This is a genomic window from Simplicispira hankyongi (assembly GCF_003570885.1).
GTDB classification, from domain to species: domain Bacteria; phylum Pseudomonadota; class Gammaproteobacteria; order Burkholderiales; family Burkholderiaceae_C; genus Simplicispira; species Simplicispira hankyongi.
The window spans coordinates 619,698-637,129 of record NZ_QXJC01000003.1 but is presented as its reverse complement, the minus strand read 5'-3'; the positions used below and the strand labels follow the sequence as shown (position 1 = coordinate 637,129).

The 17,432-nt window shown below is 61.3% G+C and carries 17 protein-coding genes; 12 read left to right on the top strand and 5 right to left on the bottom strand.

Annotated elements, in window-relative coordinates:
• Nucleotides 1–7: 7 nt before the first annotated feature.
• Both D3F03_RS09660 and D3F03_RS09655 read left to right on the top strand, forming a co-directional pair.
• A complete protein-coding gene (locus D3F03_RS09660; protein ID WP_119109153.1) occupies nucleotides 8–871 on the top strand; it encodes a lysophospholipid acyltransferase family protein in 864 nt (287 codons plus the stop codon).
• Nucleotides 868–1,734, top strand: coding sequence for a lysophospholipid acyltransferase family protein (locus D3F03_RS09655; protein WP_119109152.1), 867 nt, complete (start codon nucleotides 868–870; stop codon nucleotides 1,732–1,734). The genes D3F03_RS09660 and D3F03_RS09655 overlap by 4 nt, the downstream gene beginning before the upstream one ends.
• A 121-nt stretch (nucleotides 1,735–1,855) precedes the next feature.
• Here D3F03_RS09655 and D3F03_RS09650 read toward each other — a convergent pair whose 3' ends face one another.
• Together D3F03_RS09650 and yihA are read right to left on the bottom strand one after the other, a co-directional pair.
• Nucleotides 1,856–2,764 (bottom strand): alpha/beta fold hydrolase, encoded by a 909-nt coding sequence (locus D3F03_RS09650; RefSeq protein WP_119109151.1) that lies wholly within the window; start codon nucleotides 2,762–2,764, stop codon nucleotides 1,856–1,858.
• A gap of 61 nt (nucleotides 2,765–2,825) precedes the next feature.
• Nucleotides 2,826–3,545: a ribosome biogenesis GTP-binding protein YihA/YsxC gene (yihA, locus tag D3F03_RS09645; protein WP_119109150.1), complete on the bottom strand. Its 720-nt coding sequence runs from the start codon at nucleotides 3,543–3,545 to the stop codon at nucleotides 2,826–2,828.
• Nucleotides 3,546–3,617: 72 nt separating this feature from the next.
• Between yihA and D3F03_RS09640 the strand changes: the two genes are divergently transcribed.
• The 5 genes from D3F03_RS09640 (at nucleotide 3,618) to D3F03_RS09620 (ending at nucleotide 9,922) form a co-directional block, all read left to right on the top strand.
• Nucleotides 3,618–4,247, top strand: a complete 630-nt coding sequence (locus D3F03_RS09640; RefSeq protein WP_119109149.1) for a c-type cytochrome — start codon at nucleotides 3,618–3,620, stop codon at nucleotides 4,245–4,247.
• 131 nt (nucleotides 4,248–4,378) lie between these two features.
• Nucleotides 4,379–6,544, top strand: a complete 2,166-nt coding sequence (locus D3F03_RS09635; protein ID WP_119109148.1) for a cytochrome c biogenesis protein ResB — start codon at nucleotides 4,379–4,381, stop codon at nucleotides 6,542–6,544.
• Nucleotides 6,541–7,884 (top strand): c-type cytochrome biogenesis protein CcsB, encoded by a 1,344-nt coding sequence (gene ccsB, locus D3F03_RS09630; RefSeq protein ID WP_119109147.1) that lies wholly within the window; start codon nucleotides 6,541–6,543, stop codon nucleotides 7,882–7,884. Before D3F03_RS09635 ends, ccsB begins: the two co-directional genes overlap by 4 nt.
• 350 nt (nucleotides 7,885–8,234) lie before the next feature.
• The gene (gene msrP / locus D3F03_RS09625) at nucleotides 8,235–9,230 is read left to right on the top strand and encodes a protein-methionine-sulfoxide reductase catalytic subunit MsrP (protein WP_119109146.1); all 996 of its coding nucleotides are present in this window, start codon (nucleotides 8,235–8,237) and stop codon (nucleotides 9,228–9,230) included.
• A 14-nt stretch (nucleotides 9,231–9,244) separates the two neighbouring features.
• Nucleotides 9,245–9,922 (top strand): protein-methionine-sulfoxide reductase heme-binding subunit MsrQ, encoded by a 678-nt coding sequence (locus D3F03_RS09620; protein WP_119109145.1) that lies wholly within the window; start codon nucleotides 9,245–9,247, stop codon nucleotides 9,920–9,922.
• Nucleotides 9,923–9,969: 47 nt separating this feature from the next.
• Here D3F03_RS09620 and lysA read toward each other — a convergent pair whose 3' ends face one another.
• Nucleotides 9,970–11,247, bottom strand: coding sequence for a diaminopimelate decarboxylase (gene lysA, locus D3F03_RS09615; protein WP_119109144.1), 1,278 nt, complete (start codon nucleotides 11,245–11,247; stop codon nucleotides 9,970–9,972).
• Nucleotides 11,244–11,462: an LPS translocon maturation chaperone LptM gene (gene lptM, locus D3F03_RS09610; protein ID WP_119109143.1), complete on the bottom strand. Its 219-nt coding sequence runs from the start codon at nucleotides 11,460–11,462 to the stop codon at nucleotides 11,244–11,246. The genes lysA and lptM overlap by 4 nt, the downstream gene beginning before the upstream one ends.
• Before the next feature lie 12 nt (nucleotides 11,463–11,474).
• Here lptM and cyaY point away from each other — a divergent pair, with 12 nt between their 5' ends.
• Complete coding sequence (gene cyaY / locus D3F03_RS09605; RefSeq protein ID WP_119109142.1) at nucleotides 11,475–11,804, top strand: iron donor protein CyaY; 330 nt, start codon at nucleotides 11,475–11,477, stop codon at nucleotides 11,802–11,804.
• 41 nt (nucleotides 11,805–11,845) lie between these two features.
• On the opposite strand, the gene D3F03_RS09600 is transcribed toward cyaY, so the two are convergent.
• Entirely contained in the window at nucleotides 11,846–14,239 is a 2,394-nt protein-coding gene (locus D3F03_RS09600; protein ID WP_119109141.1) for a penicillin-binding protein 1A, read from the bottom strand.
• A 268-nt stretch (nucleotides 14,240–14,507) separates the two neighbouring features.
• On the opposite strand from D3F03_RS09600, the gene D3F03_RS09595 reads away from it, so the two are divergent.
• From D3F03_RS09595 to D3F03_RS09580, 4 genes are read left to right on the top strand one after another with little or no spacing between them, the layout of a single operon-like run.
• Nucleotides 14,508–15,587 carry a pilus assembly protein PilM gene (locus D3F03_RS09595; protein ID WP_119109140.1) on the top strand — a complete coding sequence of 360 codons (1,080 nt, stop codon included), beginning with the start codon at nucleotides 14,508–14,510 and terminating at the stop codon, nucleotides 15,585–15,587.
• Nucleotides 15,584–16,198, top strand: a complete 615-nt coding sequence (locus D3F03_RS09590) for a PilN domain-containing protein (RefSeq protein WP_119109139.1) — start codon at nucleotides 15,584–15,586, stop codon at nucleotides 16,196–16,198. Before D3F03_RS09595 ends, D3F03_RS09590 begins: the two co-directional genes overlap by 4 nt.
• A gap of 3 nt (nucleotides 16,199–16,201) precedes the next feature.
• On the top strand, nucleotides 16,202–16,882 hold the full coding sequence (locus tag D3F03_RS09585) for a type IV pilus inner membrane component PilO (protein ID WP_119109138.1): 681 nt from the start codon (nucleotides 16,202–16,204) through the stop codon (nucleotides 16,880–16,882).
• The gene (locus D3F03_RS09580; RefSeq protein ID WP_119109137.1) at nucleotides 16,879–17,424 is read left to right on the top strand and encodes a pilus assembly protein PilP; all 546 of its coding nucleotides are present in this window, start codon (nucleotides 16,879–16,881) and stop codon (nucleotides 17,422–17,424) included. Before D3F03_RS09585 ends, D3F03_RS09580 begins: the two co-directional genes overlap by 4 nt.
• Nucleotides 17,425–17,432: the final 8 nt, after the last annotated feature.

Sequence of the window (17,432 nt, the reverse complement as noted above, 5' to 3'; positions counted from 1 at the left end):
CATTTTAATGCCTGTTCTCGTACGCCTTCTGGCCCATATCCCTTTGCGCTTCATGCATGTTCTGGGCGCATTGCTCGGTTGGCTCGCCTTTCTGGCTTCGCCGACCTACCGGCGCCGCTTCGTCGCCAACGCCGCACGGGCAGGCTACCGCTTTGCCGAGGTGCGTGCCGCCGTGGCACAGGCCGGACGCACCGCGGCCGAGATTCCGCGCCTGTGGTTTGGCAGTACGCCAGCCTGCGCATTGGTCAACGAGGGCCTGGTGGCCGAGGCGTATGCCGCCGGGCGCGGCGTGATCTATTTGACCCCGCATCTGGGCTGCTTCGAGCTCTCTGCACAGGACGCAGCGCGCCGCTGGGGCGATCGGTACGGGCCGATTACCGTGCTCTACCGCCCTGCCCGGCAAGCCTGGCTGGCACGCATGATGGAAACGGCGCGCAACCGCCCGGCGATGCAGGCCGTTCCGACGACCCTCACTGGCGTGCGCCTGATGATCAAGGCGCTGCGCCGAGGCGAGGCCGTGGGTCTGCTGCCCGACCAGGTGCCGCCCGATGGCCAGGGCGTGTGGGCGCCGTTCTTCGGGCAGGACGCCTACACCATGACGCTGGCCGCGCGCCTGGCGCAGCAGACGGGGGCGCAGGTGCTCATCGTCTACTGCGAGCGCCTGCCCAAGGGCCGGGGCTTCGTGACGCATTTCGAACGCCTTGAGGCACCGCTGGCCGATGATGCGGTGCTTGCCGCCACGCAAATCAACCGCGCCATGGAGCATCTGATTCGCCAGTGCCCCCAGCAGTACCTGTGGGGCTACGCACGCTACAAGCGTCCGCGCGGGCCGGCGCCTGTGGGTATGGCGGTGGGGGAGGGCGCGGCATGAGCGGAAAGATGGGGGTGGCGCTGATGCGCCTGCTGGCCCATGTGCCGCTGCCGCTGCTGCGTGCGTTGGGCTGGGTGATCGGCGAGGTGCTGTTTGTCCTGGCTGTTCCGCGCCGGCGCGTCGCGCTGCGCAATCTGGCGCTGTGCTTCCCGCAGGAATCGGCCGCTACGCGCAGGCGCTGGGCGCGCCAGAGCTTCGTGGCGTTCTGCCAGTCGTGGCTGGACCGCAGCTGGCTGTGGTTTGCCCCACGCGAGACAGTGCTCAGCCGCGTGCGTCTGACGGGGGCGCTGGAGGAGCTGGAAGGCAACGCGCCCACCATCCTCTTCGCGCCGCATTTCTACGGCATGGACGCGGGCGGCTCGGCACTGACCTTGCACACGCCACGCGCTTTTACCTCCATTTTCTCGACGCACCCCAATCCGGCCGTGGACGCCTGGTTTCGCAATGGCCGCCAGCGCTTTGGCGACGTGCGCATGCTCAACCGCAAGGACGGTGTGAAGCCGATTCTGTCGAATCTGCGCAAGGGCGGTCTGCTGTACCTGCTCGCTGATATGGATTTCGGCCGCAACGACTCGCTTTTTGTCCCCTTCTTCGGCGTGCCCGCCGCCACCGTGCCCTCGCTGTCCCGCTTTGCCCGGTTGGGGCGCGCCAAGGTCATTGGCATGGCCACGCGGCTGGTGCCCGGCGGCTACGTGGCCGAGATCACCCCGGCGTGGGAGCACTACCCTACGGACGATCTGAAAGCCGATACGGCCGAGATGAATCGGCGCCTGGAAGAATGGGTAAGGCCCGAGCCCAGCCAGTACTACTGGGTGCACAAGCGCTTCAAGACGCGGCCCGAGGGCGAAAAGGGCTTGTATTGACTCCCCCTGAAGGCGCGCCGGTTTCGACGCGCGCCAAGTCTGCAGGCGGCAGCGCCGAGTCTTTACAGGCTGGAAAACTATGGAAAATGGCCTCCAGCGCTTATGGGGTAAGCGCTAAAAGCTATCCTTTTGATTGCAGGAAATCGGTTAATTCCGCATTTACCCGTTCGGGCTGTTCGTGCACCAGCCAGTGCGAGGCGCCGGGAATCTGGTGGATTTCCAGGTCTGGAATCCAGGCCTCCAGCCCCTCCAGAAGGCTGGGCAGCAAGGCAAAGTCGTCGCTGCCCCAGAGCACCCGCGTGGGCACCTGGATGGTGCACATGCTGTCCGGCATCTGCACGGACTCTGCGCCGGTGTCGCCGGCGCGCGGCGGGCGCAGGGGCGTGGCGCGGTAGTAGTTGCAGGCACCGTGCAGGCCCTGCCGCCACAGGGCGCGGTATTTCGCGCGTTCCATTTCGGTGAGCCAGGCGGGTGGTTCGCTTGCGGTGTTGCTGAAGAAGCCGAACAGGCGGTGGAAGTCGTCCTCCGCGAGCAATGCCTCGGCATCGTCGCGGCGCAGGAAATGCATGTACTGGCTGGCCGCTTGCTGCGCAGCGCTGTGCTGCAGCTCGCGCACAAAGGCGCCGGGGTGGGGCGAGTTGACGATCATCAGGCGCCGCATGCGCTCGGGCTTCTGGTTGGCAAGGTTCCAGGCCACGGCGCCGCCCCAGTCGTGCGCGATAAGGCATTCCACCGCGCCGCCCGGGCACAAGGCGGCGATCAGCGTATCAATGTCTTGCACCAGATAGCGCGGGCGGTAGGCCTCGGCGCCCGCCGGGCTGCTGGAGGCGCCAAAGCCACGCAGAAAGGGCGCTACGCAGTAGTAGCCGCCGTACTCGGGTTGGGAGAAATGCGCCAGCTGCGCGTCCCAGATGAAGGCACCCTCGGGGAAACCGTGCAGGAACAGGAGCACCGGGCGCGCCGGATTGCCACAGACGCGGCAATCGAGCGTGATGCCGTGGGGCAGGGAAATGCTGCGCGTAGAGACCACAAATGCTCCTGATAAATGAGCTGCTAGCGCTTATGGAGTAAGCGCTAGAGGCCTGTTTTAATCAAAATTTCAGCGTTGAATCTGCTGGGGCAATAGGCGCAACTGCCTCCGCCTGCGGATGTGCCCACTGCCACAGCAGCAGCGCGGCCTCGTCCACGCCCTGCTTTTTCAGCGCGGAGAACATCCTCACCTCGCCGCCGCCGGTTTGCAGTCGCGCAATCGACAGCGCCTTGGTCTGCTCGGCGCGGGTCAGCTTGTCGGCCTTGGTCAGCAGCACCAGGAACTTCAGGCCGTCTTCCACGCGCGGTCGGACGACTTCGAGCAGCGCTTCGTCCAGGCCCGTCAGGCCCAGGCGCGGGTCGCACAACAGCACGATGCCGGTGAGGCTCTCCCGGTGCACCAGGTAGTTCACCATCACCTGTTGCCAGCGCATCTTGTCGGAGCGCGACACCGCCGCGTAGCCATAGCCGGGCAGGTCGGCCAACACCGCATCGGTGGTGTTCTGGCGCCCCAGGGAGAACAGGTTGATGTGCTGCGTGCGCCCCGGCTTCTTCGAGGCAAAGGCGAGCTGCTTTTGCTGCGTGAGCGTGTTGATGCACGAGGATTTGCCCGCGTTGGAGCGCCCGACGAAGGCGATCTCAGGCACCTCCACCGTGGGCAACTGGTGCAGTTGGGCCGCCGTGGTCAGGAAGCGCGCGGTGTGCATCCAGCCCATCGCACTCTTGGCGTCGGCGGTAGGCGGAAAGGTGCCAACACTTTGTGCAGGATCAGAAGCGGTCATGGAAGAGGCCAGTGGGGTTGGAGTGGCATTGTAGAATTGCCCGGTTTCGCGCCACCTAACAAAATCCCCGTCATGAAGTTGCTCGCCTCCCTGTTCATGGCTGCCGCGCTGGCAGCCCCCGCTCTTCCTGCCCTGGCGGCAGACGCTCCGGCACCGGCTGCCAAGCCCGACCTGGCCAAGGGCGAGGCCAGTTTCTCGCAGGTCTGCGTGGCCTGCCACGCGGTGGACGGCAATGCGACGATTCCCGAGAATCCCAAGCTGGCGCAGCAGCACCCCGAATACCTGGTCAAGCAGTTGCAGGATTTCAAGTCCGGCAAGCGCGCCAGCGCCGTCATGCAGGGCATGGCCTCCATGCTGTCCGACGCCGACATGAAGAACATTGCCTGGTGGTTGACCTCCAAGCCCGCCAAAGAAGGCTTCGCCAAGGACAAAGACCTGGTTGCACTGGGTGAGCGGATCTACCGCGGGGGCATTGCCGACCGCAGTATTCCGGCCTGCGCTGGCTGCCACAGCCCCAATGGGGCCGGTATTCCTTCGGGGTTCCCGCGTCTGGCGGGCCAGAACGGCAACTACACCATTGCCCAGCTCAAGGCGTTCCGCGATGGCGTGCGCACCAACAGCATTCCGATGACCGGTGTCGCTGCCAAGCTCAATGACCGCGAAATTCGCGCGGTCTCCGATTACATTGCTGGGCTGCGCTGAGCAGCCTGCGCGGCGCGGCCCGCCTGGGCGCGTGCCGGGAACCATTGGCGGGCGACTAACCCCAATGCAGGCGGGTCCATCTACAGGGTGGTCCCGCCTGTTGTCTTCTGGCGCTGCATACTCCCCCCTTCATGTCTGATACTACCCAAGGCGTTTACATCCGGAGCGCCTCACAGCCTTTGCGCCGCGCGGTCGAGCTACTGTCCTCGATGCGCTTTGCCATTGCGCTGCTGACGGTGATTTGCATTGCCTCTGTTATTGGCACCGTGCTCAAGCAGCACGAGCCGCTCGGGAACTACGTCAACCAGTTCGGGCCGTTCTGGGCCGAGGCGTTTTTCGCGCTGCAGCTCAATGCCGTCTACAGCGCCTGGTGGTTTTTGCTGATTTTGGCGTTCTTGGTCGTCAGCACTTCGCTGTGCATAGCGCGCAACACGCCCAAGATCATTGCCGACCTGCGCACCTACAAGGAAAACATCCGCGAGCAGAACCTGCGCGCGTTTCACCACAAGGCCGAGGCGCAGCTTGCAGGCGACAGTGCGGCAGAGGCGCAGCGCATTGGCAAGATGCTGGTCGGTGGCGGCTGGAAGGTCAAGCTTCAGCAGCGCGATACGGCAGCCGGGCCTGGCACTGGCTGGATGGTCGCGGCCAAGGCCGGTGCGGCCAACAAGATCGGCTATATCGCCGCCCACAGCGCCATCGTGCTGGTGTGCCTGGGGGGCTTGCTCGACGGCGACATGATCGTGCGCGCGCAAATGTGGCTAGGGGGCAAGACGCCCTACGCTGGCGGCGGCCTGATTTCCGAAGTCAGCCCGCAGCATTGGATGAGTGAGCGCAATCCCGCGTACCGGGGCAACCTGGTCGTCAGCGAGGGCACGCAGGGCAGTACGGCCATCCTGAGCCAGTCCGATGGCATTCTGCTGCAGCCGCTGCCGTTCACGCTGGAACTCAAGAAATTCGTTGTCGAGTACTACTCCACGGGCATGCCCAAGCTGTTTGCCAGCGACGTGGTCCTGCACGACCTGGCCACGGGAGAGGCGGTGCCAAAGCGCATCGAAGTGAACCACCCGGCGAGCTTCAAGGGCATTGAGATTTACCAATCGAGCTTTGACGACGGCGGTTCGCGCGTCAAGCTCTCGGCCATGCCTTTGGCGCCGGGCGGTACGCCGTTCGAGGTCGACGGCGTCATTGGCGGCAAGTCGCAGCTTGTCAAGGGCACCGGCGAGCAGGCGCTGAGCATTGAATTCACCGGCCTGCGCACGATCAATGTCGAGAACTTCGGCCGTGAGGGCGATGACGCCAGCGGTTCGGGCACCGATGTGCGCAAGGTCGATCTGCGCCGAACGCTCGATTCACATATGGGCGCCGCCAACAACACGGGGCAGACCAAGGAACTGCGCAATGTGGGGCCGAGCATCAGCTACAAGCTGCGCGACGCCGCCGGCCAGGCGCGCGAATACAACAACTACATGCTGCCGGTGGACATGGGCAAGGGCACCGTTCCGGTGTTTCTATTGGGTGCGCGCGACGACCCCGCCGCGCCCTTCCGCTATTTGCGTGTGCCGGCCGACGAAAATAGCAGCATCGACGGCTTTGTACGCCTGCGGCGCGCGCTCTCCGACCCGAAGGCGCGGGAGCAGGCGGTGGAGCGCTACGTCAAGCAAGTGGTGCCGACAGGCCGCGCCGAACTGGCAGCGCAATTGCAGCAATCGGCCGAGCGCGCGCTGACCTTGTTTGCCGGCACCGGCGAACCGGCGGACCTGGTCACGGGTGAGTTCCATGGCGGCCTGCCCGCCATCTCCAAGTTCATGAAAGACAACGTGCCAGCCGCCGAGCGCTCCCGAGCCGGAGAGGTGTTGGTGCGCATCCTCAATGGAACCTTGTTTGAATTGGCGCAGCTCACACGCGAGCGCGCCGGCCTTGCTCCACTCAAATCCGACGAGCACACCCTTGAATTCATGACGCAGGCGGTTTTGGCGCTGAGTGATGTACAGGCCTATCCGGCACCCCTGATTTTTGCCCTCAAGGATTTCACCCAGGTGCAGGCCAGCGTGTTCCAGGTGGCGCGTTCCCCTGGTAAGAAAGTGGTCTATCTGGGCTGTGCGCTGCTGATTTTGGGCGTTTTCTCGATGCTCTTCATCCGCGAGCGGCGCGTATGGGTATGGCTGGTGCCGGAGGGCAGCGGCAGCCGCGCCATGATGGCGCTCTCGACCAACCGCAAAACCATGGACGGCGACCGCGAATTCGCCAGCTTGACTGAAAAGCTTATTGGGGCACGCCCCACAGGAGGCAAAGCATGAACACGGCCACCACCGGCACTACGACGATGTCCCTCAATGAGGGGTTGTTTTCCCGGCGCAATGGATTTGACTGGCTATTTGCCGCACTGGTCGTGGGCGGCGGCCTGTTTGCCTTTCAGCGCTACGCGGCCTTCATGGACGTGTACGAAAAAGGTATTTTGCTGGCCGCCATACCCGCGCTGGTGGCGCTGGGCTGGTTCTGGCGACCGCTGCGCGTGCTGATGCTGGTGGTGGCGGGGGCGGCGCTGCTGGCCATTTCCTCCTACCAGATCGACGGCCAAGGCCAGCTGGCGCGCGCCGAATCGGTGTTCTGGCTCAAGTACTTCCTCTCCAGCCAATCGGCCATCTTGTGGATGAGCGTGCTGTTCTTTATGAGCACCGCGTTTTACTGGCTGGGCATGGCGTCGCGCGGTGAAGGCGGGGCCTTGTCGCTCATCGGCTCGCGGCTGGCCTGGGTGGCGGTGGGCATGGCGCTCACCGGCACCATGGTGCGCTGGTACGAGAGCTACCTGGTGGGCGCAGACGTGGGCCACATCCCGGTCAGCAACCTCTATGAGGTATTCGTGCTGTTCTCGTGGATTACGGCGCTGTTCTATCTGTACTTCGAAGAGCACTACAACACGCGCGCGCTGGGCGCCTTCGTGCTGATGGTGGTCAGCGCAGCGGTGGGTTTTCTGCTCTGGTACACCGTGGCGCGCGAGGCGCAGGAGATCCAACCTCTGGTGCCGGCGCTCAAGAGCTGGTGGATGAAGCTGCACGTGCCCGCCAATTTCATTGGCTATGGCACCTTCGCGCTCTCCGCCATGGTGGCGTTCGCTTACCTCATCAAAAAGCAGGCGACCGAGACGAGCTGGACCCGGCTGGCGCCGCTGGGCGCGCTGGGCTTGGTGTTGTGCTTTGAGCCGATTGTGTTTCGCACCACGGCCGGGCAGGCCAGCACTGGTTTCTGGATGGTCTATTTCGGTGTGTCCATGCTGGCAGTCGGCGGCATCCTCTATGGCCGCAAGCACATTGCCAGCAAGCTGCCACCGCTCGAACTGCTGGACGACCTGATGTACAAGGCGATTGCCGTGGGCTTTGCCTTCTTCACCATTGCCACGGTTCTGGGCGCGCTCTGGGCTGCCGAAGCCTGGGGTGGCTACTGGAGCTGGGACCCCAAGGAAACCTGGGCGCTTATTGTCTGGCTCAATTACGCCGCCTGGCTGCATATGCGCATGATGAAGGGTCTGCGCGGCACGGTGTCGGCCTGGTGGGCGCTGGTGGGCTTGGTGGTGACGACCTTTGCTTTCTTGGGCGTGAACATGTTCCTGAGCGGCCTGCACAGCTACGGCGAACTGTAGTTCCATTTTTAAATCAAACGATTGCTTTGTCGGCTTCGCTTCGCCAGTACGCCTGTGCTGTCTGCGTTTCACCTTCGCGCACTCGGTTGATTGGGATACGGAATAAAACGTCAGGCGTCGCACCGCAGCGGCGCGTGTGAATCCAGCGGCCGCCCGGCTGCGTACTCCTTGTGAGCGGCTCGCCCGCGCCGCCATGCGGCACTGGCGGACGCGCTAAATTTTTCGGTTGGCTGTAACCTTGGTGGTGGGCTCGCCGAATTAGAACCACAGTGCAAGGTGCACCTGGCATTTTTCAGGTCACGCTGCCACGCAACGGAAATGCTTCGCATTTCTGGCCAGCAGGAGTTTTTATGTCCATCTTTCATCGCAACGACGGGTTCAACCACCCAGCTCCCTCCGAGATTACGCCGCAGCGCGTGTACGAAGAGCGGCGCCTGCTGCTGCGCGGCCTGGCGACAGGCGCTGCCGGCGCTACCTTGGCCGCCTGGGCCGGGCGGAGCGCACGGGCGGCCGCAGAGCACCCTGGCAAACTGGCGGCACTGCCGGGTGTGGCCTCCAAGGTGCCGGGCGCGGTCACCATGGAAAAGGCGACTTCGTATGAAGATGCCACCAGCTACAACAACTTCTATGAGTTCGGCACGGACAAATCCGACCCAGCGCGCAATGCCAGCACGCTCAAGATTGACCCTTGGAGCGTGAGCGTCGAGGGGCTGGTCAAGAAGCCGGGCAAGTTCAGCCTGGACGAACTGCTCAAGCTCTCCGCCCAGGAAGACCGTATTTACCGCCTGCGCTGTGTCGAGGGCTGGTCCATGGTGATTCCCTGGGTGGGCTACTCGCTGGCCGAGCTGATCAAACGTGTCGAACCGCTCGGCGGCGCGAAATACGTGGAATTTGTGACGCTGGCCGACAAGGTCACCATGCCGGGCGTGAATTCGCGCGTGCTGGATTGGCCGTACGCCGAAGGCCTGCGGCTGGACGAAGCCATGCACCCGCTGACGCTGCTCACTTTTGGCATGTACGGCGAAGTGCTGCCGAAGCAGAACGGCGCGCCGGTGCGCATCGTCGTTCCTTGGAAATATGGGTTCAAGAGCGCCAAGAGCATCGTCAAGATTCGCTTTACCGACAAGGAGCCCGCCACGGCGTGGAACAAGGCGGCGGCCCAGGAATACGGCTTTTATTCCAACGTGAACCCCGAGGTGGACCACCCGCGCTGGAGCCAGGCGACGGAGCGGCGCATCGGCGAAGGCGGCCTGTTTGCCAAGCGCCGCAAGACCCTGATGTTCAATGGCTATGAAGCCCAGGTCGGCCAGCTTTATGCTGGCATGGATTTGAAAAAAAACTTCTGAACGGTTGCAGCGCCATGAAAAAACTGCTGATGCACCGCGCCGCCAAGCCTGTGCTCTTCACCGTCTGCCTGTTGCCGTTTGCCTGGCTGTTGTATGCGGCAGCGGCAGACCAGTTGGGCGCCAACCCGGCGGAGGCCTTGATTCGCAGCCTGGGCGACTGGACCCTGCGCTTTTTGTGTGCCGTGCTTGCCGTGACCCCTTTGCGCGTCCTGACCGGAACGCCTGCGTTGGCGCGTTTTCGGCGCATGCTGGGGTTGTTTGTTGCCTTCTACGCGCTGGCGCACCTGCTGTCTTACGCTGCCTTCGACATGGGCTTTGACGCGGGGGACATCGCCAAGGATATCGCCAAACGTCCGTTTATTCTGGTGGGCTCGTTCGCCGGCTTGCTGCTGGCGCTGATGGCGGCCACCTCGTTCAACCGTGCCATCAAGGCGCTGGGCGCCGTGCGCTGGCGCTGGCTGCACCGCAGTGTGTACGCGGTGGCCGGGCTGGCCATTCTGCATTTTTACTGGATGCGCGCCGGCAAGCACAATTTTGCCGAAGTGGCGGTGTACGGCGCCATCCTCGCCGCCCTGCTGGGCTGGCGCGTGTGGGAGGCACTGCGCAAGCGCCAAGCGGCCCGTGCACCGCGCAGGCATGCGCGGGCGCCCATTCGTGGTAATACTACTAAAAATATAGCTACTAGCGCTTGATCCATAAGCGCTAGAGGCCAATTTCGTCTAAATTTCTTGCGACGTGGTTAGTCGAGCAAACGCTCAGCGCGCAGCATGTCGTCTGGCGTCTCGCGCACGCGGATGATGCGGGCCGTGCCGCCATCAACCAGCACCTCCGCCGCCCGGCCGCGCGTGTTGTAGTTGCTCGCCATGGACATGCAGTAGGCGCCAGCGGAGAGCACTGCAAGCTGGTCGCCCGCTTGCACATTGAGCGCGCGCTCGCGCGCCAGCCAATCGCCACTCTCGCACACGGGGCCCACCACGTCATAGGTGGCGCCGGCGCCGCCCCGCTGCTGCACTGGGACGATGGCATGGAACGCCTGGTACATCGCCGGGCGCGGCAGGTCGTTCATGGCCGCGTCAACGATGCAGAAGTTTTTCGCTTCCCCGGGTTTGAGGTACAGCACCTCGGTGACGCACAGCCCCGCGTTGCCGATCAGCGAACGGCCCGGCTCAATGATGAACTGGCGCTCGCCAAAGCCGCGCGCATCAAGCTTTGCCAGCAACTCCTGCCACAGCGCGTCGGCTGCGGGCGGTGTGTCGCCAGCGTAGTCGATGCCCAGGCCGCCGCCGAAATCCAGGTGCTTGATGGGGATGCCTGCGGCTTCGATCTGCTCCACCAGGTCGAGCAGCCGGTCGATGGCGTCCAGATAGGGCGTTGCTTCGGTGATCTGCGAGCCGATATGAAAATCGATGCCCGCCACCTGCAGCCCCGGCAGTTGGGCCGCGCGCTGGTACACCGCCAGGGTGCGTTCGTGCGCGATGCCAAACTTGTTCCCTTTGAGCCCGGTCGAAATGTAGGGGTGGGTCTTGGGGTCCACGTTGGGGTTGACGCGAATGCTCACGCGCGCCTGGCGACCGCACTGGGTTGCGACCTCGCTCAAGACCTCGAGCTCAGCTTCGCTCTCGACGTTAAAGCACAGGATGCCGGCGTCAAGCGCCTGGCGCATTTCCGCGCGTGTCTTGCCGACGCCCGAAAAGATGACTTTGGCCGGATCGCCTCCAGCCGCCAGGACCCGTACCAGTTCGCCCCCCGAGACGATGTCGAAGCCGCAGCCCTGGCGGGCGAAGTATTGCAGGATCGCCAGCGAGGAATTGGCCTTCATGGCATAACAGACCAGCAACTTGCGACCGGAAAATCCACGTCGGTACGCCGCCAGTGCATCGTGCATGGCCGCCGTGGAATAGGCAAACAGCGGCGTGCCGTGTGCACGCGCCAAGTCGGCTACGGCGCAGTCTTCGATGTACAGGGCCTCGCCGCGGTAGGCGATTTGCGGACGGCCAGGAAGCTCAGAAGGGTTCATTGGGCAGTAGAGGCGGAGGGCGTGGGTGGAAGAGACGGGCGCGGTGGCTGCACCGCGCTGTCGCCCGGCAGCAGTGTTTGCGGCAGCGTGGCACGCTGCGCGGCGGCGGGCGCCTTGGGGAGAAACAGCGGGCCGCGCTGGCCACAGGCGGCGAGCGCAGCCACGCAGGCGGCAAGGCCAAGCGTTCTCACTAGAATTTGCGAAACATTCAACATGCGGAAATTGTAATGACCGACCTGGAATACGCTGACCGTGCCGAGCAATTGCTGCGTGCCGTCGAGCAATGCGCGGACCGCATTAACGACGCAACCGACGCTGATATCGACAGCCAGCGCAGCGGTGGCCTGATCACCTTGGTGTTCGCCAACGGCAGCCAGATCGTCATCAACCAGCAAAAGCCGCTGCATGAAATCTGGATGGCGGCGCGTTCCGGCGGCTACCACTACCGTTTTGACGGCGCCGCCTGGCAGGACACCAAGGGCGCGGGTGAGTTCTTTGCAGCGCTGAGCGCGAACGCCAGCGCGCAATCGGGCCTCTCGCTCAATTTCCAGGCCTGATCCCCGCCAACGGCGCTGCGGGGCCTTTGCCGCCCCGCAGCTTAGTTGCGAAACAAATCCAGAATTTTGTTGCGTTCTTCCGGCGCGGGAGCGTCCTGGGGCGTCAGCGGAGAATTCGGTGCGGGTTGGTCATTCAACCCAAGGCTCGCGACGCCGTTGCGCGCGTATTCGTCGTAAAACCATTCGCCGCCGACATTCACCACGCCAGGTGGCACGGTAGGTTCCATGACCGGAACGCCCTTGAGCGCACTGCCCATGAAGCTGATCCAGACCGGTAGGCTGAGTCCCCCGCCCGTTTCGCGGCTTCCCAGATTGCGCGGCGTGTCGTAGCCAATCCAGGTGATGGCGGCGAGTGTCGGCTGGAACCCGGCAAACCAGGCGTCCCAGGCATCGTTGGTCGTGCCGGTCTTGCCATACAGGTCGGGGCGCTTCAAGGTGGCCTGGGCGCGGGCGGCGGTTCCCGAGCGCGTTACCTCTTGTAGCAGACTGTCCATAATGAAGGCGTTGCGGGCGTCGATGGCGCGTGGAAATTTGTCGGTGGCTGGAGGCGTGGTCTCCGAAATAATCTGGCCCTTGAAGTCGGTCACCTTGGAAATGAGCCACGGATTGACGCGAAAACCGCCATTGGCAAATACGGAGTAGCCCACCGCCATCTGCATGGGCGTCACGGAGCCGGCGCCAAGCGCCATGGTCAGGTAGGCCGGTTGCTTGTCGGCGTCGAAACCAAAGTGGGTGGCCCATTCCTGGGCATTGCGCGGCCCTACGGCCTGGAGGATGCGAATGGATACCATGTTTTTGGACTTTGCCAGGGCCGAGCGCATGGTCATGGGTCCGTCGAACTTGCCATCGTAGTTTTTGGGCTCCCATGGTTGGCCGCCGGTAAAGGCAGAATCAAAGAACAGGGGGCCGTCGTTGATCACGGTGGCCGGCGTGAAGCCCTTTTCCAGTGCAGCGGAATAGATGAAGGGCTTGAAGCTCGACCCCGGCTGGCGCCAGGCCTGCGTCACATGGTTGAACTTGTTCTTGTTGAAGTCGAAGCCACCCACCAGGGCCTTGATGGCGCCGCTGCGTGGGTCCATTGCGACAAAGGCACCTTCCACTTCTGGAAGCTGCGTCACTTCCCATCCGTCCTTGTCGGTGCGTGCGACGCGAATCACCGCGCCCCGGCGCAATTTGATGTTGGGTGGTGCCTTGTCGCTCAAGCCGGATAGAACGGGTTTGAGCCCGTCACCGGTTACCTCAATGGTGTCGCCGTTGCTGCGCACCGCAGTCAGCTTGCGCTTGTCCACCGCAAGCACCACGGCAGAGAGCACATCGCCGTTGTCCGGGTGGTCGGCCAGTGCGTCGTCAATCGCGTCGTCGATCTCCTTGGGGTCTTTGGGCAATTCAATGAATTGTTCTGGGCCGCGATAGTGCTGGCGCCGTTCGTAGTTCATGATGCCGCGGCGTAGCGAATGGTAGGCGGCGTCCTGATCGCTGGCGCTGAGCGTGGTGTAGACGTTGAGTCCACGTGTGTAAGCCTCGGCACCGTACTGCGCAAAAATCAGCTGGCGAGCCATTTCGGCAACGTACTCGGCATGCACACGGGTGTCGTCCGGCCCAGTCCGGATGTGAACGGGTTCCTTGCGAGCTTCGGCAGCCTGTGCCGCGGTAATGAAGCCGGTTTCCTCCATCCGGTCGATGACGAGCTGTTGCCGGATGCGCGCACGTTTGGGGTTGTTGATGGGGTTGTAGGTGGAGGGGGCTTTGGGCAAACCCGCAAGCATGGCGGCCTCCGCAATGGAAACCGATTTGAGAGGTTTTCCAAAATACGTCTCTGACGCTGCAGCAAAACCATAAGCGCGATTGCCCAGATAAATCTGGTTCATGTAAATCTCAAGAATCTGATTTTTGGAAAGCAGATGCTCAAGCTTGTACGTAAGTAATATTTCGTAAATCTTTCTGGTAAATGTTTTTTCTGAAGACAAATACACATTGCGTGCCACCTGCATGGTGATGGTGGATGCGCCCTGGCTTTTGACCTTCCCAAGATTGGCCATTACGGCGCGGAGCATGCCTTTGTAGTCGACGCCTCCGTGCTCGAAAAAGCGCGTGTCCTCAATGGCCAGGACTGCATCTTTCATCACCTTTGGAATGTCCCCGATCGGCGTGAGATTGCGCCGCTCCTCGCCGAACTCACCCAACAGGGCGCCCTCGGAAGAGTAGACCCGAAGTGGCAACTTGGGGCGGTAGTCGGCAAGGTCGGAGATGTCAGGAAGGTTCGGATAGGCAAATGCCAGCGCAACAGCGATCACCAAGGCGGCTGCAACAGCTCCCGCAGCCGCCAAACCACAAAGCCAGATGAGTACCCGCAGTGGCCATTTCCACCAAGGGGAGGAGGGTGCCGCACGACCTGCGGTTGAAGGGGTGGGCTTTTTCGGGGTGGAGGGCGGCATATCGCTTCGGTTTGAACTAAGCACCGAGTATAAAAAAACCGAATACGAGCTTGCGCGCTGGCTTAGGTTTTGCGTGGCGGGCGCTCTCATTTTTGAGAGTAGGCCACCGTGCTTCTCTGTTCCGGCAGGAAACTGATTCGTCTGCTTTTGACAACGTTCTGAAGATGCTACAACGGGAAAACTCTTTGCCGGAGAAGTATCTTACTGCTAGCATTCATGTGAAATGTGAAGTTTTGTTGCTTCATATGTACAACTACAAGGGGGCATCTTGATCTCTTCGGGATCCTTGTTCGGTCGCCAGTCTCCTGCGCTGCTGGGTATCGACATCAGTTCATCCAGCGTCAAGCTGGTGGAGTTGGGGCGCGACAAATCGGGTGCGTTAATTCTTGAGCGTTGCGCGATTGAGCCATTGGAGCGCGGCTGGATCACTGACGGCAACATCGAGAAATTTGATGAAGTGGCCGAGGCAGTTCGACGCGTCGTCAAGAAAAGCGGGACGCGTACCAAATCTGTAGCACTTGCTTTGCCTCCCTCTGCCGTCATTACCAAGAAGATCTCATTGCCTGCTGGCATGACCGATCAGGAGCTTGAGGTGCAAGTCGAGTCGGAGGCCAATCAGTACATCCCTTTCTCGCTTGATGAAGTGAGTCTCGATTTTTGTGTCATCGGCCCGAGCAAGAATGCGCCAGGGGATGTTGATGTACTGATTGCGGCGTCGCGCCGCGAGAAGGTTCAGGACCGCGAAGGCTTGGCCGAGGCTGCAGGCCTCAAGGCGGTGATTCTGGATGTTGAGTCTTATGCGTCGCGCTTGGCAGCGAGTCGTCTTATCGAAGCGTTCCCGAACAAAGGTGTGGACTCTCTGGTTGCCCTCTTCGAGGTGGGGGCGATGACCACCAGCATGCAGGTCATTCGCAATGACGAGGTGCTGTACGACCGCGACCAGGCTTTCGGTGGTGCCCAGCTGACACAACTGATCATGCGGCAATATGGCTTCTCTGTCGAAGAGGCGGAAAGCAAGAAGCGCAGCGGTGATCTTCCAGAAGACTATGCGAGTGTGGTCCTTCGGCCGTTTGTTGAAAGCATGGCGCAGGAGGTCGGACGCGCATTGCAGTTCTTCTTCACCAGTACGCCGCACAACCGGGTCGATCGCATCTTGCTTGCGGGGGGGTCATCTCCCCTGCAGGGTTTGTCTGATGCGGTAACGCAGCACACAGGTTTTCCGTCCGCCGTGGTCAATCCTTTTGAAGGCATGGAGATGTCGAGCTCGGTTCGGATCAAGAAGATGGTGCGTGAGGCGCCTTCCTACCTCACATCCTGTGGTCTTGCGATGCGGAGGTTCCTGCAGTGATTCTCATCAACCTGCTACCGCATCGCGAAGTGGCGCGCAAGCGTCGGCGCGAAGCATTCCAGGCAACGATGTTTGCCTCATTTTTGGTGGGCTTGCTAATCGCCGGTCTCATCTACTGGTGGTTCCAGATGATGATCGAGCAACAGCAGGCCAGAAACGCCTTTTTGCACAGCGAAATCACGGTTTTGGAAGGGCAAATCAAGGAGATCGCCGGCATTGAAGACGAAATTGCTTCGCTGCGTGCTCGCCAGAAAGCGGTAGAGGACTTACAGGCAGATCGTAATTTGCCTGTGCACCTGCTGAGTGAACTGGTCAAGCAATTGCCTGATGGTGTTTACCTGACCAATCTGAAGCAAACCAACCAGCAGATTGCAATTCAGGGGATGGCGCAGTCCAATGAGCGTGTGTCTGAAATGTTGCGCAATTTGTCCAACAATACGCCTTGGTTGTCGAAGCCTCAATTGGTTGAGATTGTGGCAAGCAAGGTTGCTCTGACGCCGCGTGATGAGAGACGCGTGTATGCCTTTAACCTCAGCTTTACGTTGAAGCGGTCCAGTGGCGCAAACAAGACAAAAGATGGCGATGTGAATACGCCAGCGGCCGGAAACTAAATCATGGCCAAGAAGCAAAAAAACTCCATAGACATGGCGGCATTGCAAAGTAAATTGCAACGCCAATTCCGAAATCTGGATACCAAGGACCCATCGCTGTGGCCTCCTCTGCCGCGGTATCTGCTCTGTATCTTTATTGCTGCTGCGGTCGCAGTGGTATTGTGGTTTGCAAAACTAACCGACTATCGAGACGCGTTGGATGCAGAGCGTGCTACTGAGCAAACTCTGCGTCAAGATTACAAAACCAAGTTGGCCAAAGCGGTGAGCTTGGATCTTTTGAAGAAGCAGCGAGAACAAATTCAACAATATGTGATTCAGTTGGAAAAACAGCTTCCCAGTAAGGCGGAGATGGCGGCCCTCCTGTCTGACATCAATCAGGCGGGTGTGGGGCGTAGCCTGCAGTTTGAACTTTTCCGTCCTGGGCAAGTGATTGTTCGCGAATACTATGCAGAGCTTCCTATTGCTATTCGTGTGACCGGAAAATACAACGATATGGGTGCATTTGCGGCCGATATCGCTAATCTTTCTCGCATTGTGACCTTGAACGATATCGCTATCGTAGCCAGCGATAAGGATAAGAATAGCACCAACCTCACTATGGATGCGACGGCAAGAACCTTCCGCTATCTAGATGCTGATGAAATTGAAGCCCAGCGCAAGGTGGCGAAGGAGCAGCCAAAATGAAGCAAATTCATGTCGCATTGCTAGGTGCTGTTGTTCTGGTTCTCATGGGGTGCGATTCCTCGGGCGAAGGTGAATTGCGCGAATGGATGGCACAGGAGCGTGCGCAAACCCAGCCCCATGTGACGCCCCTTACCGAACCTAAGCACTTCGAGCCTCAGCCGTATATTGCACAAAGCGATTTGGAGCCCTTCAACCCTCAGCGTCTGACGCAAGCATTGCGGCGCGATTCTACTCAAACGGCGTCGAATGCGGCCTTGATTGCCCCCGAGCTGGCCCGTCGGAAAGAGCCATTGGAGGCGTTTCCATTGGATTCCATGGCCATGGTGGGGAGTTTGAGGAAAGCAGGCAAACCCACTGCACTCCTCAAGGTGGAGAATTTGCTTTACCAAGTCAGTGTGGGCGACTATCTCGGTCAAAACTATGGCCGTATTAAAAATATCACCGAAACTGCGGTTCAACTTCGTGAAATCGTGCAGGACGCCACGGGCGACTGGGTTGAGCGCACAGCATCGCTGGAACTGCAAGAGGGGGAGAAAAAATGAAGCGGGAT